The sequence below is a fragment of the Pseudarthrobacter sp. IC2-21 genome (assembly GCF_034048115.1).
GTDB lineage: Bacteria > Actinomycetota > Actinomycetes > Actinomycetales > Micrococcaceae > Arthrobacter > Arthrobacter naphthalenicus.
The window spans coordinates 3,697,239-3,718,554 of the sequence record NZ_CP139145.1 but is presented as its reverse complement, the minus strand read 5'-3'; the positions used below and the strand labels follow the sequence as shown (position 1 = coordinate 3,718,554).

The following is a 21,316-nucleotide window of genomic DNA, read 5'->3' as shown; positions in this document are numbered from 1 at the left end:
GGAACAGGCCCACTTCCCAGCCTCCGGACGTAAACTGACCTCCGCACCACAAATCGCGGGACGGAACGTTTGGGGTCTGATGCTCTGGAAACTGCTTGTTGAATACCTGCGGCCGCACCGGCAGCTGCTGATCGCCGTCGTGGTTTTCCAGCTGGCGCAGTCCATCGCGTCCCTGTACCTGCCCACGCTGAACGCGGACATTATTGATGAAGGTGTGGCCAAGGGCGATACCGGCGTCATCCTCAACCTGGGCACCCTGATGCTGGGCATCACCCTGCTGCAGATCATCTGCGCCACCATTGCCGTCTACTTCGGGGCGAAGGCCGCGATGGGCCTGGGCCGGGACCTGCGCGGCGCGATCTTCGGACGGGTGGGTGAATTCTCGGAACAGGAGGTCACCAAGTTCGGGGCTCCCAGCCTCATCACGCGTTCCACCAACGACGTCCAGCAGGTCCAGCAGCTGGTGCTGATGTCCGCCACCCTGATGGTGTCCGCTCCGATGCTGGCCATTGGCGGGGTGATCATGGCGGTCCGGCAGGACGTTCAGCTGTCCTGGCTGATCGCGGTGGCCGTGCCCGCGCTGCTGGTGGGCATCGGCCTGATCATTACCCGCATGGTGCCGCTGTTCCGGAAGATGCAGAAGCGGATCGACACCGTGAACCGCGTCCTGCGCGAACAGCTGACCGGCATCCGCGTGGTGCGGGCGTTTGTGCGCGAGGACATCGAGACGGCCCGGTTCGGCCGCGCCAACGAGGATGTTACGGACACCGCGCTGCGTGCCGGCCGGCTGATGGCGCTCGCGTTCCCCGTGGTGATGCTGGTGCTGAACATCTCCAGCGTGGCCGTGATCTGGTTCGGCTCGTTCCGGATTGAGGACGGCTCCATGCAGGTGGGCACCCTGATCGCGTTCCTGAGCTACCTGCTGCAGATCCTGATGTCCGTCATGATGGCCACCTTCATGGCGGTGATGATCCCGCGCGCCTCGGTGTCCGCGGACCGGATAGGGGAGGTGCTGAACACCGAATCAAGTGTGCGGCCGCCGAAAAACCCCGTCACCAGTGCCGTGTCACCGGACGGCCGGCGCCGCGGCACGCTGGAAATGCGCGACGTCGGATTCGCCTACCCGGGTGCCGATCAGCCGGTCCTGTCCGGCATCAGTTTCACGGCCAAGGCGGGGCAGACGACGGCGATCATCGGCAGCACCGGCTCCGGCAAGACCACGCTGGTGAACCTCATGCCGCGGCTGTTCGACGCCACCTCCGGTGCGGTGATGATGAACGGGGTGGACGTGCGGGAGCTGCACCCGGACCTGCTCTGGGGCCACATCGGGCTCGTCCCGCAGAAGCCGTACCTGTTCTCCGGGACCGTCCGCAGCAACCTGCAGTACGGCAAGCCGGACGCCAGCGAGGACGAACTCTGGACGGCGCTGGAGATCGCCCAGGCCCGGGATTTCGTGGAAGAGATGGAGGGCGGCCTGGATGCGGAGATCTCACAGGGCGGCACCAACGTCTCCGGCGGGCAGCGGCAGCGGCTGGCCATCGCCCGGGCCCTGGTGAAACGGCCCGAGCTCTACATCTTTGACGACTCCTTCTCCTCCCTGGACACCGGCACGGACGCCCGGCTCCGCCAGGCGCTCAAGCGCAACACCGCCGGCGCCACCCTGGTGATCATCGCCCAGCGCGTCTCCAGCATCGTGGACGCGGACCAGATCCTGGTGCTCGACAACGGCAGGATCGTGGCGCACGGAACGCACCACGAACTGCTGGACACATCCGAAACCTACCGGGAGATCGTCTCCTCCCAGCTGTCAGCGGAGGAAACGGTATGAGCTCAACCCACCGGCCGCCGTCGTCCGCTGCTCCCGGAACAGCAGGTGCCCCGAAAACCGGCAGCGCCGAGGTGATTCGCATTCCGCGCCCGCGCGGCGGTCCAGGGCACGGCGGCCCGTTCGCGGGAATGAACGTCCCGGCGGAGAAGGCGATGGACTTCTGGCCGTCCGCGCGGCGGCTGCTGGGCACGCTGCGGCCGGAATGGCCCTGGCTGATCCTGGTGCTGGTGATGGGCGTTGGGAGCGTGACGCTCTCGGTGATCGGGCCGCGGCTGCTGGGGGAGGGCACCAACCTGATTTTCGCGGGCGTGGTGTCCAAGCAGCTGCCGCCCGGCCTGAGCAAGGAGCAGCTGATTGCGCAGCTGCGGGCGGCGGGTGAGAACCAGAAGGCGGACATGCTCACGCCCATGGCACTGACCCCGGGGCACGGGATCGATTTCGCGGCGCTGTCCAGCGTGCTGGCGTGGGCGCTGGTGCTGTATGTGCTGGCGTCGGTGTTCATGTGGGTGCAGGCATATGTGCTGAACGGCGTGGTGCAGCGGACCGTGTACGGGCTGCGGGAAAAGATCGAGGCGAAGATCAACCGGCTGCCGCTGCGGTATTTCGATTCCGTCCAGCGCGGTGAACTGCTGAGCCGGGTGACGAACGACGTCGACAACATCTCCCAGAGCCTGCAGCAGTCCATCAGCCAGGCGGTCACGTCGGTGCTCACCGTGGTGGGGGTGCTGGTGATGATGGTGATCCTCTCGCCCACGCTGGCGCTGATTGCGCTGGTGACCATCCCGCTGACGCTGGGCATCACGGCGCTGATCGCCAAGCGCTCGCAGAAGCTGTTCGTGGCGCAGTGGAAGAACACCGGCGAGCTGAACGGGCAGATCGAGGAGACCTACACCGGGCACGCCCTGGTGAAGGTGTTCGGCCGGCAGCGCGAGGTGGAGGAGCGGTTCCGGCAGAAGAACGTGGAGCTGTATGACGCGAGCTTCGGCGCGCAGTTCATTTCCGGGCTGATCATGCCGGCCATGACGTTCATCGGGAACCTGGTGTACGTGGGGATCGCGGTGGTGGGCGGCCTGCAGGTGGCGTCCGGGGCGATGCAGCTGGGCGATGTGCAGGCGTTCATCCAGTACTCGCGGCAGTTCACCCAGCCGCTGGCGCAGCTGGGGTCCATGGCCAACCTGCTGCAGTCCGGGGTGGCGAGCGCCGAGCGGGTGTTCTCGCTGCTGGATGAGGAAGAGGAGTCGGCGGAGCCTTTGCCGTCTGCCGGGCCGGTGTTTGGGCGGGGGCGGCTGGTGTTCGAGGACGTGTCCTTCTCGTATTCGCCGGACAAGCCGCTGATCTCATCACTTTCTCTCGTGGCGGAGCCGGGGCAGACGGTGGCGATTGTGGGGCCGACCGGGGCGGGGAAGACCACTTTGGTGAACCTGATGATGCGGTTCTATGAGCTGGATGCGGGGCGGATAACGCTCGACGGCGTGGACGTCACCTCGGTGCCGCGGCGGGAGCTGCGCTCGCGGCTGGGGATGGTGCTGCAGGATACGTGGCTGTTCGGCGGGACCATTCGGGACAACATTGCGTATGGCCGGCCTTCTGCATCTGAGGACGAGATCCTGGAGGCGGCGCGGGCGACGTACGTGGACCGGTTCGTGCGGTCACTGCCGGAGGGGTACGACACGGTGCTGGAGGACGAGGGTTCCAACGTGTCCGCCGGCGAGAAGCAGCTGCTGACGATTGCGCGGGCGTTCCTTGCGCGGCCGTCGGGGCTGATTCTGGACGAGGCGACGTCGTCGGTGGACACCCGGACCGAGGTGCTGGTGCAGAAGGCGATGAGTGCCCTGCGGTCCGACCGGACGTCGTTTGTGATTGCGCACCGGCTGTCCACGATCCGCGATGCCGACCTCATCCTGGTGATGGAGGCCGGGCAGATCGTGGAGCAGGGGACGCACGCTTCACTGCTGGCCGCGGGAGGGGCTTATGCGCGGCTGTATGAGGCGCAGTTCGCGGCTCCCGCGGCGGAGGTTTGAGGAACGGGCGCGGCCTCTTGAGACCGCGCCCGCCGGAAAACACCGCCACCGGATGGCAGTTACGTCTCCCTATTTAGGCGTTTCGTTGGCTGGAGAGCCTGCGGCGGCCTTCACTGCAGCCACGAGAGAGCGGACGTCGGTCTCGGTGGTGTCCCACGAGCACATCCACCGGACTTCCCCGCGTGCTTGGTCCCAGTCATAAAAGCGGAAGGATTCCCGGACTTTCGCCGCTGCCCCGGTTGGCAGGACGGCGAAGACGCCATTGGACTGGGTTGGTTGCGTCAGCGAGACGCCGTCAATGGCCGAGACTCCTTCGCTGAGACGTTGGGCCATTTCGTTGGCCTGAGAGGCGGACCGCAGCCACAGCCCATCCGTGAGCAGGGCTATGAGTTGCGCAGAGACGAAACGCATCTTTGAGGCCAGCTGCATGTTCATCTTGCGCAGGTAGCTCATGCCTGGGTCGGACTGTGAGCTGAGCCAGACAACGGCTTCGCCGAACAGCAGCCCGTTTTTGGTGCCGCCAAAAGAGAGGACGTCCACACCGGCGTCGGTGGTGAATGCCCGCAAGGGTAGCCCGAGATGTGCTGCAGCGTTGGCCAGCCGTGCTCCGTCCAGGTGCAGTTTCATGCCCTTCGCATGGACGTGCTCAGCAATCCGTCGGATTTCGTCCGGCGTGTAGCAGGTGCCCAGTTCGGTGGTTTGGGTGATTGATACCACCAGCGGTTGCGCCCGATGCTCATCTCCCCATCCCCAGGCTTCGGCGTCGATCAATTCCGGGGTGAGTTTGCCGTCCGGTGTGGGGACAGGGAGGAGCTTTATGCCGCCAATCCGTTCCGGGGCGCCATTTTCGTCGGTATTGATATGCGCTGTTGCTGCGCAGATGACAGCGCCCCAACGCGGGAGCAGGGCTTGCAGTGCAAGGACATTGGCCCCTGTTCCGTTGAAGACCGGAAATGCGGTGGCAGCTGCCCCGAAGTGGGACTTGATGACCTCTTGAAGCGCTGCCGTGTAGGCATCCTCGCCGTACGCGGTGACGTGGCCTTCGTTGGCTGCCTGAACTGCTTCGATGATTTCGGGGTGAGCCCCGGCGTAGTTATCCGAGGCGAAGCCCCGGTAGGTCGGATCGTGCAGGCGCGTCGACAGCTGCCGGACGCCTGCTTGGGCATCAACGCTGACGCTCATGCCGGGAGGCCCACGAGCTGGCCGGCGGTGAGGGGCAAACGCTGCCCGTTGATCCTTTTTGCCTCTATGCCAAAGATCTGCTGAACAGCGTCGGCAAGGACACTGACATCGGTGTAGCCCGGAAATTTCCGTTCCGGCTGGGCTGCACGCATCCGGTCATCGACCAGGGCCTTGACCACGAAGACCACGGCGGCTGAGTGCTGAGCGGAGCGGGGGCTGTCATCTCCTTCCTGGAGGTGCCGGAATCCGTCGGCTACTGCCAGGGTCCATGCCTCAGCGGCGGACTTGACGGCGGCGTAGGCGGCGCCGTCCGCTGTCGGCGAGGAGGCGGACTGTGCGGACACGACGGCCAGGCGACCCACAGGGGAGGCAGCCAAATCCTCGTAAAAAACGCGGCTGGTGTTCCTCAGTGTTGTGAGGACGCTGGAGTGCAGGAATTCCCAGTCGTCATCTGACTGGCCGGTAATTCCGGTGCCGCCCCGCCACCCTCCTACAAGATGGATCAGGCCGTCCACCGGACCCAGATCGTTCCGGACAGACGTCGCCAAGTCCTCAACGGCTTGCAGGTCCGCGAGGTTGCAGGCATAGCCCGTGACGTTGTTGTACCCCACCGCGAGCTCCTGCACCCGGTCCTCAAGGATGTCCACCGCGGCCACGCGTGCCCCCGCTTGCGAGAGGGCACGGACTACCGCGACGCCTGCGGCGCTTGTCGAACCGGCGACGACGACCGTACGCCCCGAGAAATCCTGGCTCATGCGCCCGTCTCGCTCTCAGTCTTCACAGGGCTCTTCCCGGTGATCCCGGCAGTTGATTCAATGACCGAGGACATCTTCTTCTGCAGCGCCTCATAGAACATCGACAGGGGGAATTCGTCATCAAGGATCTGGTCCGTCAGATTCCGGAGAGGTCCGTTCAGCGGAAGGGCCTCCGGTCCCATGGCCCACACGGAGACGGGGTGGGGGGTGAGGGTTTCGGAGACGAGCTCGTAGGCAGCGAGCCAGTGTGCGATCTTCGGCCGGTCGATTGAACGCCAGTAGAGTTCCTCGATGCGGAGACCCAACTCGATCACCACGCCGGCGACGTCCGTCCAGTCGATGCTCAACTTTCCATCGGTCCAGTGCAGGACCCGGTGCTGGTGCATCCAGGCGAACAGCAACTGGCCGCCCACGGCGTCGTAGTTACGGACCCGGTTCCCTGTAATCGCGAAACGGAAAATGCGGTCGAAAATCACGGCGTACTGGACCAGCTTGGCGTGCTTGCGGGCGTCGTCGGAGGCCGTTTCGTCCCGCTCGATGAGCACGGACTCGCGGAAGGCGGTCAGATCGCAGCGGAGTTCCTCCAGGGAGTACAGGAAATACGGCATCCGCTGCTTGATCATGAACGGGTCAAAGGGCAGGTCACCGCGCATGTGGGTCCGGTCATGGATCAGGTCCCACATCACGAAGGTCACACCTCGGACCTGCCCCGGCTGTGGGAATGGGTCACCGGTGGGGAACTCATGATGACCAATGGACTGTCCATCCCTGCTGATGCGGCCGGGCAGGTGGCGCTCGCGGAGGCCCTGATGGATTCGGGTGCCAGCGCCTTGGCCATCGGCGAGAAGATGCATGCGCCGCCGCTGCTTCCGGAGTTCCTTGAAGCGTGCGACCGGCTGCCGTTGCCCTTGATCAATATCCCGTACCCGTTGCCGTTCATCGCGATCGCCCGTTCGGTTGCCGAGTCTTCCCTGCTGGAAGAGTCCAGGCGCCTTCGACAGACAGCCCGGGTTTACGATCTGCTCAGAACGGCGGGGGCCTCCGAGGACCATTGGCAGAGCCTCGTCCAACGATTGGCGACAGAACTGGACGCTGAACTCTTCGTGGTGGATCGTCGCTGCCTGCATCCGTGGCATCCTGACGGGCAAGCCCTGCCGGTGTTCCTCTCCGACGAGTGGGCTCCGCTGTCCGGGCAGGTGTCCCTGGCGGGCAAGAACTTCCAGTGGCATCGGATCAGGGGCCACCACGTGTTGACCATGGATATCCCGACCCACGCTAACGCGCTCCTCGTGGTGCTGCCCAGGAGCGAACCGCACCCGGACGCCGTCGTACTTTTGCACGCGGCAACCGTGCTGGGACTCCAGCTTTCGCGCGTAGTCCTGTCGCTGGAAGGGCAGCATCGGCTGGCTGGTGAGTTCCTGCTGCAGGCAATTGACGGCCGGCTGGGGACGGCGGAGATGGAAAGCCGGTTGGCGTCTTTCGACGTCCCGGCGCAGGATTGCATGGTCGCCTCCATCGCAGCGAACGACGGCGAACAGCTGGCTAACGTCCACATCGAACTTTGGCGTCACGGAGTTTCAGCCGCCTCCTTGAGGCGGAACAACAGGCTTCACGTAGTGATTCCGGCGGACGTCGCCGATGACGTGCTGGTCCATTGTGCCGGGTCCGGCGCCGCGATCGGCATCAGTGCCCCTACTACGGTTGCCGGCATTCAACGGGCATTGCAGGAGTCCCTCTGGGCGCTGGGATCGGCCCGGGCCAACAAGCTGGGCCTAGCCCGTTACGCGCAAGGTCCATCGTGGCTGGGGCTGACCGGCTTTGAGGAGGGAACTGCCCTGGTCCGTCGGCTCCTGGGCCCGATTTTTGAATACGAGCAGAGCCAGGAAGGCGATCTGATAGTCACGTTGAGGACGTATTTGGACTCGCAGCGTTCATGGCAAAAGACTGCTGCTGCCCTATTCGCGCACCGGCAAACCATCATCTACCGGATACGGAAGATCGGTGAGTTGACGGGGTTGGACATGGGTGAAACGTCCACGGTTGCGCAGTTGTGGTTCGCCCTGCAGATTCACGAGGCGATGCGGCGCTGATCCGGCGCGAGGCGGGGGGCGGCTGGTGTTTGAGTCTGTGTCGTTCTCGTACTCGCCGGACCAGCCTCTGATTTCCCCTTTGAGTCTGGTGGCGGAGCCGGGGCAGACGGTGGCGATGGTGGGGCCCACCAGGGCGGGTAAGACCACGCTGGTGAACCTGATGATGCGGTTCTTCGAGCTGGATGCAGGGCGGATAACGCTCGACGGCGTGGACGTCACCTCGGTGCCGCGGCGTGAGCTGCGCTCGCGGCTGGGGATGGTGCTGCAGGATACGTGGCTGTTCGGCGGGACCATCAGGGACAACATCGCGTACGGCCGGCCTTCTGCATCTGAGGACGAGATTCTGGAAGCCGCCCGGTCGACGTATGTGGACCGGTTCGTGCGGTCCCTGCCGGAGGGGTATGACACGGTTTTGGAGGACGAGGGTTCAAATGTTTCGGCGGGTGAGAAGCAGTTGCTGACGATCGCGCGGGCGTTCCTGGCCCGGCCGTCGGTGCTGATCCTGGACGAGGCGACTTCTTCCGTGGACACGCGGACGGAGGTGCTGGTGCAGAAGGCGATGCGGCGCTGCGGTCAGACCGGACGTCGTTTGTGATTGCGCACCGGCTGTCCACGATCCGCGACGCCGACCTCATCCTGGTGATGGAGGCCGGGCAGATCGTGGAGCAGGGAACGCACGCGTCGCTATTTGCCGCGGGCGGGGCTTACGCGCGGCTGTATGAGGCGCAGTTCGCGGCTCCGGTGGCGGAGGTCTGAGCCTTTCCTCCACGCCCAGCCACCCTTATCCTCCTTCATTACCACCGTCTGAAATGAACCCACGTCCTTTCGGAGCTATAGATCCCCCGGCAGTAGGCTGTTGTGGTGCCTGCCGCCGATCACTCCTCCGCTGACGATAAGAAGCTTCTTTATGCTATTGAAGGAGCCGAACGTTACAGGACACGTGCCCGCTCCGTCGCAACCATCACGGCGACAGGTGCAGGAGCGCTCGCCGCTGGACTCGTCCTGAATTCGACCTCAAATTTTTCCTCGTTCACAAAATTGTGGGGTCTTTCTTCCATTATCCTTTTGTTGCTTGCGACTGTGGTATTTGTCATCGCCTCGCTTGTGCACAGCCGGACTGCTACGACTGAAAAAAGAAAATGGCTCAGAATCTTTCTGCGGCCCTGGGAGACTCTGTATTCACCCCAAGCTGATTCCGGGGAATCCGGGCTACTGCAGCAATCAAATGCGGTACTGACGAGGATACTAAAATCGATGGATGCCGGCATGTGGTTAGCAGGTGCTGCAATTATCGCACTGGTTGTCGCCCTGGTTTCAATTTCGATTTCCTCACCCACGACTCTCCCAGTGGAACTAACAATTTTAAAAGAGCGACCTCAGTTTGCAACCTGCCCCACCTTGCCGCAATCATTTTCGGGGACTGCGCTAAAGGCTGATCTGGATAGGGGCACAACGTCTATTCTCGTAACCGTGGCTGCGGAAATTTGTGGCAAGGCTGAGAGTGAAGAGGTTTCCCTGTACCTAAACCGAGAAAAACTCCAAATAGTGATCGGCAAAAACGCCCTGTGAGTAGGCAACTCATTATTGGTTGGCGGGCTGTGCTGCCTATTAATGATCTCGGATGGCGGGATGCGGTCGATTATGTTGTCGACGATCTTCAGCAGGAGCATGGTCGAGTCTTGCGGCCGGCATCGCACGCCGAAGACCATATTGATTTACTATTCGTAGCCTACGTTGCCGTTGATCACGAGCGAATTGTCGAGGAGGAACTCTTGATCAAATGCCTCTCAAAGGTCGGTGCAAATGTTGGCACCGTGATACTCGTGGCCTGCGACAAAACAAAACGCGGAGCTGACGTTGATAACCATGGTGTCCGGGAACTTCTCATAAGTCAGGGGTCGGCTTTAGGGGCCGATCAGCTTGCTTTTCGACTGCCGACTATAGAGCTCTTTCAAGACCAGGCAAGAGCTTGCATTGCTAGTCATGTCCGGCGCATTGGTCTGATTGGCTACTACGAGGAAGGGCCCGAGAATCCAACCACGACCAGCGATTCGGCAAGTCTTATCAGAGCGGAGTATTTATGAGTGACGTCAATCATGACATTGAGTGGGTGGTGGCAGCGCTGGCACCTTGGACTATCTCACCGCATCCGAATTTCAAGGAGAATACGATCACTCGGGTTTCCGAGTTGGCACTTGTTACCGAGCGGCGTGACCAACGTGAGCTCGATCGTTATGAAGTTGAGGAAATTCGCAAGGGTCACGAATGGCAGAATGAGTTAGTTGAGGCCGCCCGAGGATCATTATTCGTGGAAACCCAAGACGCGTCCACAGATACCCTTTGGCGATTGGCTCTAAAAGCCAGCCTTCCACTCGGTGCCCGAATCTCCGCTGCCCTTTATGGAAGCCTTGGCCTGACCGAATTGGAACGGCCAGATATTGCAGCCTCGCGCCTCATGGAATTGTTTGATCATTTGAGTGCCGGATCCAATCCTCGCGAGCATTCATCCAGTGTCCGACTTGGAATTGCAGCAGTTCTCCAGCAGCGCGTTGCCCGCCTCGAAGATGCCTGCGCTTACAAGGAGGCGCGTGTAGCAGTGGAGAGCGTGCTGAAGTGGCTTCCTTCGGATACCGATACCTACGACTATGACTTTCCGGTCTCGCAAGGTATTAGCTGGTCCGCGCCGAAGGTTCAAGCAGACATTGCGGCATCATTGCGGTACCACGCGCTTGCGTCTAAAGCGCACCTTGAACAGTTGAGTGGCGACACCTGGGTACAAGTTGTCACGGGCCGTGGTAGCTGGGTGGATGAGCGTCTTAGCTCCCGTGCCGCAGAGCGGGACGGCATGATGCTTCGTGATTCTTTCGAGAAATTCTTTGAGTCCACTTCCGGTACGCGTTATCTGATGCGGGATGAAGCATCAGAGAAAGGTTATGCGGCTCTGCTGGTGGCAGAGTTGGCAGGGCACACCAGTCGCGTGCGTAATTGCCGAGAAGCTTTGGCAAAAGTGATTCTTCTCGAAGAACACGAAGATGTCCATAATGCTCGTGAGGCGTTACGACTTCTGCGCCAAAGCAGAGCCACAAAGTCGCTGCAGTCGGTTTTGAAGTGGATCAGAAGTCAAGGCCCTACCGCAGCGCTAAAAGCGGATGCCGAGAGAGTGATTAATAGAGCCAGTGATGCCAAGTGGGTCACTGAAGCGGATCTTTCAGTGATGGAGGCCGCTTCTGATTTCTTGAGCCCTACAGATTTGAGTCGGGCCATCAGCGCGACCTTCCTCCTCTCGGAAACGGAGCAACTTTCGGGGCGCGCAAATTGGGCCGTCCAAGAGAAGATGTGGAAGACAATTGCTCGCCTGGTCCCGGGCAGTGGAGAAGACGATCTTATCGCAACACGTGCTGCCCAGCATCTGACCGACCCCAAGATCTTGTCTCAACCCTTTTCAAGTACCTTGGCAAAAGTCGTGGAGGCCGTCGATTGGACGTCAGTCGGTCCTGAGACGCTCAAATCATGGAAAGCTTGGATCGCCTCGGATGCGGAAGCTGAACCCGATGAGGAAGAACTGCGGCGTATTTCTGCCCACTTCATTCTTGGAAACGTTCCAAATATCGAATCGGTTCAGGGCATAGAGCGGGCCGCATTTCTCGCTGATAATGGCCTCCCGAATGGCGATGACCCTGAGGTCGTTGAGGAGGCTCGTTCTAGCATTGTCACTGCCTTAGCGGCTGAGGCTGAGGCTGCGCGGACAGGGGTCCTTTCATTCGGAGGCCTCTCAACGAGCAACGTTGCTGCCGCCTTCGCCTTCAGATTTTCGGATACTGAGGTGTGGATAGCGCTATCGAATTTTTTGACCGATCCCCTTGTAGACGCGGTTTTCAAGGATCGGGCGTTGGATCGTTTAGCGAGCCGGCCTGATGACGTTCCCGCTCCCGTGCGAAAAGCACTGAAGCTTCAGTGGACTTCCGTCATCAGCGGGGCACGCAGCGACCATTTTTTCGGGCCCAAGCCTCTACCCGTTTTCGCTGCGGCGGTGCGGTTGGGGAGCGCACTCGAAATAATGTCTCACACTGAGTCACTGAGTTCGGTTCTTCAACTAGCAGCATCTGATGACCCCGCTCGCGTTGAAGCCGCTAGGACTATACCGTTCGTGCTGTCGTCAAGCGATGCGACTTGGGGGCACACCATGCTGCTCCAACTCGCACGAGACAAGAACCCGGAAGTCCGCGCCGAGGCAGGCCACTCCCTGGTCCTATCTTTGCGTCAGCACTCTGAGGTCATCCCTGCTGTAAGGGCTCGCATCACTGAACTCATTGAATCTGACGGAATTCGGGTGCCGCTGAGAATTCTCCACGCCATTCAGAGGCTCGCTCCGGATCAGGAGGAATTGGTTCACTTCACGAGACCAAAGCTTGATGGCCTCAACCAAGATGGGCATCCGAGGATTATCCGATCGGCGGTACGTGAAGCTCTTGCTCGAATGGAGGGTGAGAGCTAGGAAAACCATCCCGAACAAAGTCACCTTCGAGGGAGGCTCGACGGTCCAGATGCGATGGCTAAACGGCCTTTCCTGAGTTCCGTTCGCAGTAGAGGCAGCCTTAACTTGCGTGGCAGCGGACAATGGATGGTTGACTGTCTTCCATGACTGAAGAGTGGACCTCCCCGCCGCCGTGGAGCGATGAATCGCTGTCAAAAACTGACATTGCGGGCCGCAGCGAATTTGCTAAGGCTGTCGCCGCGCGCATTGACTCTTGTGCCGACGGCCAAGGCTCAACAGTTTTTGGGCTTGTAGGTTCGTGGGGGAGCGGCAAGACCACGCTCTTGAAGGACATAGTTGGGCAACTGGACGACTGGAAAAGTGTTTGGTTCAGTCCGTGGTCGGTCGCAGATGTCGGCTCGATTACAGCAGAGTTTGTGTCCGCCCTCTCGGAAGCTTTCCCAAAGTCGCCGTCAGTGAAAGATAGACTCGCGTCATATTCGCGCTTCGGCACCCCCGTGCTCAAGATGATCCCGGTAGTAGGGGACGTAATGGCCTCTGTCACCACAGAGGCCATTACTGCGCTGACAAAAAGACCAGCCTGGCATTCGGAGTTCGGCGCGCTCAGCGAAGAGATTGCAGGGCAGCACCATCGGGTGCTGGTGATAGTCGACGATGTTGACCGGCTCGACGGTGACGAACTGCGCTCACTGTTGCGAGTGGTGCGGCTCCTAGGGAGATTCGTTAATGTGCATTACCTCATGGCCTATGATCAGGCCACGATTGAAACCGTCCTCGCTTCAGCGGGTGCGAAGGGCGAAAGCTCTGACTTCATGGAGAAGATCGTTCAATACCCATTCGAGGTTCCGCCAACACCGATGGTCGTGCGCCGTCGTTGGAGTAGGCAGATTCTGGACGAAGTCAGCCCAGCAGATGAAACCATAGCTGGCCTGCACGCTGAGCATCGCGAGGAGCTCGTCAGAATACTTGCGTCCGGACTGGAAACTCCCCGAGCAGCAGAGCGACTACGTGAGCAGATGCTTAGTCTTTCCGGTCTCGTTGCCGATGCAGAGGTAGATGCCTTCGATTTCACTGCTTTGACCTGGCTTCGTATTGCACATCACCAAGTTTGGGATGAGATCCGTCGGAAATCCGACGAATACCTGTCATGGCGGGAGAGCGATTCCGTCGAGACGCATCAAAGAAGGATGGAACGCGTCGAATCCCTAGTGGTACGCGGACATGCCAAGCCAGTTCAGGATGCAGTCAGCTATCTGTTCGAACCGATGGGCGTTATGGGGGCGCTTGCCGGCCGACAAGGCCGGATGCAGAAGGCTCGATACTTCGACCGCTACTTTCAAGTGGGACTTGCCGACGATGACGTGAGTGAACGAAAAACGCAGAATGCGCTGAGAGAACTCTCCAACGGAATTGGTGGTACTCCGGAAATTGCAGCTCTGAAGGCCATTATCCTCGGACAGGATGTAGAGCGGTCGGCACTCGCGCTAGAGGTCGCTGGCAACCTGCGTAGCGCCAGTCTTACGACCTCGCTCGCCATTCTCGACTACGTGGAGGATATTTGCTCAAATCTTAAATTGAGCGGGAAGTTGCACCCCTTCCGCCTCTCAACGGCAGAACGCTGGCTAGCCAAGGAGATTTTTCTCGCGCTCGACACAAAGCTCATGTCGGCGGGGAAAGTGATCGCACGATTTGGCTACCAGTTTCTCACCGATAGCGCGTACGCCATTAAACGGTCTGGTGGTCACGACCATGCTCAGATTAAGAATCTGTACGCCGATGTCGCGCGACATTGGGTCGCCGAGGTGCGCTACGAGCCGTTAGCGTCAACTCTCGTCAGGCCCGAATTAATCTTGATGACGTCCTTCTGCGTTTGGATCCGTGATCTCGAGGACCACATAGGCTTCTTATCGGAACGCATAGTTGACGGAAGAAAGCTCATTGATGCCGCTACCGGATACGTATCTTTCGACGAATGGGTTGGGGCCGACGTTACGTATGATGTTGTCTTTCGAGAACAAGAGTTTCGGTTTGCCGTAGGTGAGGCCCTGAGAGAGTCAGTTCTGGCCGAGATTTCTCCCGTGGGTGGAGTTCCCGATTACGCCGTATCAGACCTGGCTAGCAGGGAGCAGACGGAGGCACAACGGCGAGATTTCGCCATCCGCAGTGTTCTCGCGCTGGATACTCGTGAGCCTCCTGGATAATCGACACAGACGTCAAGCCGGAGAATTTGCCGCGCCCGCCACCCCCGTCGTAGTACACGGACACACAGCGCAACCTTCCAGCCCCCAGACGTAACCTGTTTAGATGCCTCGGTTTGCGCTTGATATTGAGTCCGTGCCCCGCCCCGTCCGGGCCCAGAAACTCCTGGACTCGGTGAACCACCGGGTCGTCATTGCCGATGGGGCGATGGGCACCATGCTGCAGGGCCGCGAGCTTTCGCTCGAGGACGACTTCCTGGGGCTGGAAGGCTGCAACGAGATCCTCAACCACACGCGCCCGGATGTCCTCGCGGACATCCACGACGCGTACTTCGCCGTGGGCGTCGACGCGGTCGAGACGAACACTTTCGGCGCGAACTGGTCCAACCTCTCCGACTACGGCATCGACGACCGGATCGAAGAGCTCGCCCGCAAGGGCGCGGAGATCGCCCGCGAGCGTGCCGAAGCGGCAGCGAAAACGGATGGCCGCATGCGCTGGGTCCTGGGCTCCATGGGCCCGGGCACCAAGCTCCCCAGCCTCGGCCACACCACCTACGACTACCTCAAGCAGACCTTCGCCCTGCAGGCCGAGGGCCTCATCGACGGCGGCGCGGACGCCTTCCTCATCGAAACCAGCCAGGACCTCCTGCAGACCAAAGCTGCGGTCAACGGCTGCAAGCAGGCCATCGTCACCCGCGGCATCCGGCTCCCCATCTTCGTGGAAGTGACCGTCGAAACCACCGGAACCATGCTCATGGGATCCGAAATCGGCGCGGCACTCACCGCCCTCGAGCCGCTCGGCGTCGACGCCATCGGCCTGAACTGCGCCACCGGGCCGGACGAGATGAGCGAGCACCTCCGCCACCTCTCCAAGCAGTCCTCCGTGGCCATCGCCTGCATGCCCAACGCCGGCCTGCCCGTCCTCGGCCCCAACGGCGCGCACTACCCGCTCTCACCCACCGAACTCGCCACCGCGCACGAGCAGTTCGTGCGCGAATTCGGCCTGGGCCTGGTGGGCGGCTGCTGCGGTACGACGCCGGAACACATGGCCGCCGTCGTCGAACGTCTGTCACCCTTCCGCACCGAAGCCGCGGTCACCAGCGGCGGGCGCGGCGCCGACGGCAGCCGCGTCCCCACCGAGCGTGAAGCCGGCATCGCATCCCTCTACCACCACGTGAACTTCGACCAGGAACTGGCGTACCTCGCCATTGGCGAGCGCACCAACGCGAACGGTTCCAAGGCGTTCCGCCAGGCCATGCTGGAGGAGCGCTGGGACGACTGCGTGGACATCGCCCGCGAGCAGGTCCGCGTCGGCGCGCACCTGCTGGATGTCTGCATCGACTATGTAGGGCGCGACGGCGTGGCCGACATCAAGGAGATCGTCTCCCGTTTCGCGTCTGCCTCCACCCTCCCACTCGTCATCGACTCCACCGAACCGCCCGTGCTGCGGGCCGGGCTCGAACTCATCGGCGGCCGCCCCGTGGTCAACTCCGTCAACTACGAGGACGGTGACGGCCCGGACAGCCGCTTCGCCCGCATCATGCCGCTCGTGAAGGAACACGGCACCGCCGTGATCGCCCTGACCATCGACGAACAGGGCCAGGCCCGCACCACCGAAGGCAAGGTGGCCATCGCCTCCCGCCTCGTCGACGCCCTGGTGGGCGAATGGGGGATGCGCGTCGAGGACATCATCGTGGACGCCCTGACCTTCCCCATCGCCACCGGCCAGGAGGAAACCCGCCGGGACGGCATCGAAACCATCGAGGCCATCCGCCAGATCACCGCCAAGTACCCCGGCATCAACACCACCCTCGGCGTCTCCAACGTGTCCTTCGGCCTGAACCCGGCAGCGCGCATGGCCCTGAACTCGGTGTTCCTGCACGAGGCCGTGCAGGCTGGCCTGACCAGCGGCATCATCGACGCCGCCAAGATCGTCCCGCTCGCCTCACTGCCTGAGGAGCAGCGCAAGGTGGCCCTGGACCTCGTCTATGACCGCCGCGAATACGACGCCGACGGCAACGTCACGTACGACCCCCTGAACATCATGCTGGACATGTTCGCCGGCGTCGACACCGCAGCGCTCAAGGACCAGCGCGCTGCGGAACTCGCGGCGCTGCCCACCGGCGAACGCCTGCAGCGGCGCATCATCGACGGCGAAGGCAAGGGCCTCGAAGAGGACCTCGACCTCGCCCGCAGCGAGGGCATGTCACCGCTCGGCATCATCAACGACCAGCTGCTCGAAGGCATGAAGGTCGTCGGTGAGCGCTTCGGCGCCGGCGAGATGCAGCTGCCGTTCGTGCTGCAGTCCGCCGAGGTGATGAAGAACGCCGTGGCCCTGCTCGAGCCGCACATGGAGAAGTCGGATGCCTCGGGCAAGGGCACCATGGTGATCGCCACCGTCCGCGGCGACGTGCACGACATCGGCAAGAACCTGGTGGACATCATCCTCACCAACAACGGCTACAAGGTCATCAACATCGGCATCAAGCAGGGCATCGCCGAGATCATGGCCGCAGCCGAGGAACACAACGCCGACGTGATCGGCATGTCCGGGCTTCTGGTGAAGTCCACCGTGGTGATGAAGGAAAACCTCGCCGAACTCCAGTCCCGGGGCCTGGCGAAGAAGTGGCCCATCATCCTCGGCGGCGCAGCCCTGACCCGCGCCTACGTGGAGCAGGACCTGGCGGAGCAGTTCGACGGCGTGGTCCGGTACGCCAAGGACGCCTTCGAGGGCCTTTCCCTCATGGAGCCGCTGGTCCGCGTGGCCCGAGGCGAATCGCCGGACGACGTCGGCCTTCTGCCTTTGAAGAAGCGCATCCACAAGGGCGGCGCGAAGTTCACGGTGACCGAGCCGGAAGCGATGCCCGGCCGGTCCGACGTCGCCACTGACAACCCGGTGCCCGCCCCGCCGTTCTGGGGTACGCGCATCGTCCGCGGCGTTTCACTCCACGACTACTCGGCGTTCCTCGACGAGCGCGCCACGTTCATGGGCCAGTGGGGGCTCAAGCCCGGCCGTGGCGAGGACGGCGCCTCCTACGAGGAGCTGGTGGAACGCGAGGGCCGGCCGCGCCTGCGCTACTGGCTGGACCGCATCCTCGGCGAAGGCATGCTGGACGCGTCCGTCGCCTACGGCTACTTCCCGGTGGTTTCCGAAGGGGAGCAGGTGGTGGTGCTGCACCATGGGGAGGATCGCGACGGCGTCCTGGGCACTGCGGGGCTCCTCGCCCCGGACGGTGGTTCAGGCGGTCCGATCGGCACCGACCGGCTGAGCTTCAACTTCCCGCGCCAGCGCCGCGACCGGCACCTGTGCCTGGCCGACTTCGTGAAGTCCCGCGAATCCGGACAGGTGGACGTCCTGCCGGTGCAGCTGGTCACCGCCGGCTCGAAGATCGAGGAGTTCACGTCCAAGATGTTCGCCGCCAACCAGTACCGCGACTACTACGAGCTCAACGGCCTGGTCATGCAGCTTACCGAGGCGCTGGCGGAGTTCTGGCACGCGCGGATCCGCAAGGAACTGGGCTTCGCGGCCGAGGAGCCGAAGGACACGGCAGGGTATTTCAAGCTCGACTACCGCGGTGCCCGGTTCTCGCTCGGCTACCCCGCCTGCCCGGACATGGAGGACCGCCGCAAGGTGACCGAGCTGTTGAAGCCCGAGCGCATGGGCGTAATCCTCAGCGACGAACTGATGCTGCACCCCGAGCAGTCCACGGACGCGTTCGTGTTCCACCACCCGGAGGCCAAGTACTTCAAGGTGTGAGTGCAGTGCCGCTGTGAAAGGCTGCAGTCATGGACACCTCATCTCGGGAACATGACCTCGTTCTTTATGGAGCGACGGGTTTCGTTGGCAGGCTGATCGCCGCCTACCTCGCCGAGCATGCACCAGCCGGGATTCGGGTTGGGCTCGCGGGCCGGTCCACGTCCAGGCTCGAGGCGGTCCGGTCGGAGTTGCCGGCCGCGGCGCACGGGTGGGCCCTCATCGAAGCCGACTCGGGGGATGCGGACTCGATCGCCGCCCTGGCTGCGGACACACGCGTGCTCTTCACCACCGTGGGTCCCTACGCGAAACACGGACTGCCCGTCGTCGAGGCCTGCGCCCGGGCCGGTACCCACTACGCCGACCTCGCCGGTGAGGTGTCCTTCATCCGGGAGGCGATTGATCGCTGCGACGCTCTGGCCAGGACGACCGGGGCCAGGATCGTTCACTCCTGCGGCTACGACTCTGTGCCGTCCGATCTCGCCGTACTGCTGCTGCATCAGGCCGCAGAAGCCGATGGCGCTGGCGGTTTGGCCGAGGTGCAACTCGTTGCGAGGGCCAAGGCCGGCATCAGCGGAGGCACGCTCGAATCGATGCGCGGGCAGCTCGATGCGATGCGATCGAGCACCGCCCTGCGGTCATTAGTCGCTGACCCCTACGCTTTGAGCCCCGACCGCACACGGGAGCCGACGACACCACAGCCTCCTGACGCCGGTCCTGTGCGCCGTTCCGCTGACGGCACCTGGACCGCGCCGTTCATCATGGCCCCGTTCAACACCCGGATAGTGCGCCGCAGCAACGCACTGCAGGGCTGGGCCTACGGCCGCTCCCTTCAGTACGGCGAGGTGATGGGGGTGGCCCCCGGACCGGCGGGAGCGGTCCTCGCCAGGGCGTTGACCCTGGGGCTCCGGGCATTCACGGGCGCGATGGCATTTCCACTGACCCGGAAGGTGCTCGACCGCTTTCTTCCGGCACCGGGTGCGGGTCCGAGCATCAGCATGCAGCGCGGGGGCTGGTTCCACTCCCAGGTCACCGCCCGCACCGAGGACGGCCGGCGTTACCAGGCGATTGCTGCTGGCCCCGGTGATCCCGGCTATGCCGCCACCGCCGTGATGGCAGGGGAGACTGCACTCGCTCTTGCCCTCGACGGTGACCGGCTGCCGCCCGCGAAAGGGTCGCTGACACCGGCCACCGCACTCGGCAGCGTGCTCATAGAGCGACTCCGCGCGGCCGGCCACACGTACGCGGTAAGCAAACTCGCCTGAACCCGGATCTGCAGGTCACCTGTCAGGAGCGGGTCTCGAGGTAGTGCAGAATCGCCCGGGCTGTTTCATCCGGGGCACTGACGTGGGGGCAGTGCCCGGTGGCCTGGAGCTGCACCAGGGTGCTGTGTTCCAGATTCTTGTGCAGGTAGGCACCCACTTCCGGCGGGGCAAGCCGATCGTTGGAGCACTGCAGTATCAGGCAGCTGGTGCGCACCTTTTTCAGTTCAGGGCGGGTGTCGGAGAAGAAAGTTACCCCCGCGAAGTGCCGTGCGATGGTCGGATTTGTCCGGCAGAAGCTAACGCGCAGGTCCTCCGCTAATTCGGGCTCCTGCGGGTTGCCCATCACCACGGGGGCCAAGGCCGCGGCCCAGGCGAAGTAGTCGCTGTCCAGGGATGCCAGCAGGCCCTCGATGTCTTCCCGCGAAAAGCCGCCCACGTAGCCGTCGTACGGGTCATCCGTATGACGGGGCGAAGGAGCAAGCAGGACCAGGTGGGAGAAACGGTTGGGGTCCTGCACGGCGGCGATCACGGCGATCATGGTGCTGACACTGTGTCCCACCAGGATGACGTCCTCAAGGTCAAGGGCGGCGCAAATCTCCAGCAGGTCCGACGCGTACCCGTTCAGGGACCCGTACTTCTCCCAGTCATAGGCGCTGATGTCGGAGTGTCCCGCACCAACATGATCAAAGAGCACCAGCCGGTAATCGTCAGCGAAATAGGGCAGCAGCTTCCGCCACATAGCCTGGTCGCAGCCGAAGCCGTGGGCAAACATCATGACAGGCCCATCATCCCGGCCGGATATGGTGACGTTGTTCCGGCCGATTACGGCGGCAACTGCTTCCATCACGTTCTCACTGACCCTCCGTCGGGTGGCGTCCTGTCCCAGACTATCGACGGGAAATAGCGAATCCTAGCGATCCTCCCACTATGACCTTCAAGGCGACGTCCGTTCAGCCCCTTGCATGCGCCGCGGCTTACGCGGCTCCCCGACTCATCCAGCGCATGAGTACTTGGGACATAGCCTCGCTCGTTACTCGGCTACCAGGTCGGACGGCAACTGGGCTTCAGGTCCGGCCTCGCCACCCATTGCAGCGACCAGCCGTTCACGGGCGCGCCCCAAATGGACGTCGAGCAGGCCGGCGGCCTCGTCGCCCCGGCCTTCCTCAATCAGTTCCAGCAGCCTCTGGTGCTCCGCCTGGATCAGGGCGGTGTCGAGGAGGTGCAGCGACTGTACACGGGACATGCACAGGCGGACTTCCCCAACGAGCGACCGGTACATCTTGCTGATGCGCGTATTGCCCACAGCATCGATCAGGCTGGTGTGGAACCTCATGTCCGGTTCCACCACGTCCAGCGGCGCTCCGCTCTTCACTGCGGCAATGTCCTTGTTCGCCTGTACGGCTCCGGCCGGAACGGTCCGGCCGGAGGCAAGCCGGCGGAGCACTTCGCTTTCCAGGTAGGCCCTGGCCAGGTAGATGTCCCGGACCGACTCCGGTCCCAGATCCACCACGCGTGCCGTCTTGTGCGTTCCCCTGTCCAGCAGCCCTTCGGCCACGAGCTTTTCAATGGAGGCTTTGGCGGTGGGGCGGGCCACCTCGTAGGTGGAAGCGACGTCCGTCTCGGTGAGCGCCTCCCCGGAACCGAGCTCACCGGAGAAGACGCGGCTCCGCAGATCTGCGGCGATCGCCTCCACGATGGAGACTGCTGCAATGCGACCGGGCACGTGCG

13 protein-coding genes and 2 pseudogenes are annotated in these 21,316 nt (G+C 62.6%); 10 read left to right on the top strand and 5 right to left on the bottom strand.

From position 1 onward, the window contains the following. Positions 1-79 precede the first annotated feature (79 nt). Together SBP01_RS17205 and SBP01_RS17200 are read left to right on the top strand one after the other, a co-directional pair. Positions 80-1,828, top strand: coding sequence for an ABC transporter ATP-binding protein (locus tag SBP01_RS17205; protein ID WP_275214892.1), 1,749 nt, complete (start codon positions 80-82; stop codon positions 1,826-1,828). Then, positions 1,825-3,849 carry an ABC transporter ATP-binding protein gene (locus SBP01_RS17200; protein ID WP_320536658.1) on the top strand — a complete coding sequence of 675 codons (2,025 nt, stop codon included), beginning with the start codon at positions 1,825-1,827 and terminating at the stop codon, positions 3,847-3,849. Before SBP01_RS17205 ends, SBP01_RS17200 begins: the two co-directional genes overlap by 4 nt. A 69-nt stretch (positions 3,850-3,918) precedes the next feature. On the opposite strand, the gene SBP01_RS17195 is transcribed toward SBP01_RS17200, so the two are convergent. The 3 genes and pseudogenes from SBP01_RS17195 to SBP01_RS17185 form a co-directional block, all read right to left on the bottom strand. Then, complete coding sequence (locus tag SBP01_RS17195; RefSeq protein WP_320536657.1) at positions 3,919-5,031, bottom strand: low specificity L-threonine aldolase; 1,113 nt, start codon at positions 5,029-5,031, stop codon at positions 3,919-3,921. Beyond that, positions 5,028-5,786, bottom strand: a complete 759-nt coding sequence (locus SBP01_RS17190) for an SDR family oxidoreductase (protein ID WP_320536656.1) — start codon at positions 5,784-5,786, stop codon at positions 5,028-5,030. The genes SBP01_RS17195 and SBP01_RS17190 overlap by 4 nt, the downstream gene beginning before the upstream one ends. Continuing rightward, positions 5,783-6,478 (bottom strand): annotated as a pseudogene (locus SBP01_RS17185) (DUF6421 family protein); the annotation flags it as partial. The pseudogene SBP01_RS17185 and the gene SBP01_RS17190, both read right to left, overlap by 4 nt. On the opposite strand from SBP01_RS17185, the gene SBP01_RS17180 reads away from it, so the two are divergent. The 8 genes and pseudogenes from SBP01_RS17180 (at position 6,452) to SBP01_RS17145 (ending at position 19,588) form a co-directional block, all read left to right on the top strand. Then, entirely contained in the window at positions 6,452-7,876 is a 1,425-nt protein-coding gene (locus SBP01_RS17180; RefSeq protein WP_320536655.1) for a PucR family transcriptional regulator, read from the top strand. The pseudogene SBP01_RS17185 and the gene SBP01_RS17180 sit on opposite strands and share 27 nt — an antisense overlap. A gap of 1 nt (position 7,877) precedes the next feature. Beyond that, a pseudogene (locus SBP01_RS17175) lies at positions 7,878-8,632 on the top strand (ABC transporter ATP-binding protein); the annotation flags it as partial. Positions 8,633-8,737: 105 nt separating this feature from the next. Next, the gene (locus SBP01_RS17170) at positions 8,738-9,445 is read left to right on the top strand and encodes a hypothetical protein (protein WP_320536654.1); all 708 of its coding nucleotides are present in this window, start codon (positions 8,738-8,740) and stop codon (positions 9,443-9,445) included. Further along, positions 9,442-9,960, top strand: coding sequence for a hypothetical protein (locus tag SBP01_RS17165; protein WP_320536653.1), 519 nt, complete (start codon positions 9,442-9,444; stop codon positions 9,958-9,960). The genes SBP01_RS17170 and SBP01_RS17165 overlap by 4 nt, the downstream gene beginning before the upstream one ends. Next, positions 9,957-12,371, top strand: a complete 2,415-nt coding sequence (locus tag SBP01_RS17160; protein ID WP_320536652.1) for a hypothetical protein — start codon at positions 9,957-9,959, stop codon at positions 12,369-12,371. Before SBP01_RS17165 ends, SBP01_RS17160 begins: the two co-directional genes overlap by 4 nt. 143 nt (positions 12,372-12,514) lie before the next feature. Next, positions 12,515-14,572, top strand: a complete 2,058-nt coding sequence (locus SBP01_RS17155; RefSeq protein WP_320536651.1) for a P-loop NTPase fold protein — start codon at positions 12,515-12,517, stop codon at positions 14,570-14,572. Between the two features lie 103 nt (positions 14,573-14,675). Then, positions 14,676-18,326 (top strand): methionine synthase, encoded by a 3,651-nt coding sequence (metH, locus tag SBP01_RS17150; RefSeq protein ID WP_320536650.1) that lies wholly within the window; start codon positions 14,676-14,678, stop codon positions 18,324-18,326. A 29-nt stretch (positions 18,327-18,355) separates the two neighbouring features. Beyond that, entirely contained in the window at positions 18,356-19,588 is a 1,233-nt protein-coding gene (locus SBP01_RS17145) for a saccharopine dehydrogenase family protein (RefSeq protein WP_320536649.1), read from the top strand. Positions 19,589-19,610: 22 nt separating this feature from the next. Here the strand turns inward: SBP01_RS17145 and SBP01_RS17140 are convergent, their stop codons facing one another. Together SBP01_RS17140 and SBP01_RS17135 are read right to left on the bottom strand one after the other, a co-directional pair. Next, complete coding sequence (locus tag SBP01_RS17140; protein ID WP_320536648.1) at positions 19,611-20,435, bottom strand: alpha/beta hydrolase; 825 nt, start codon at positions 20,433-20,435, stop codon at positions 19,611-19,613. Positions 20,436-20,618: 183 nt separating this feature from the next. Then, positions 20,619-21,311 (bottom strand): GntR family transcriptional regulator, encoded by a 693-nt coding sequence (locus tag SBP01_RS17135; protein ID WP_120692522.1) that lies wholly within the window; start codon positions 21,309-21,311, stop codon positions 20,619-20,621. Positions 21,312-21,316: the final 5 nt, after the last annotated feature.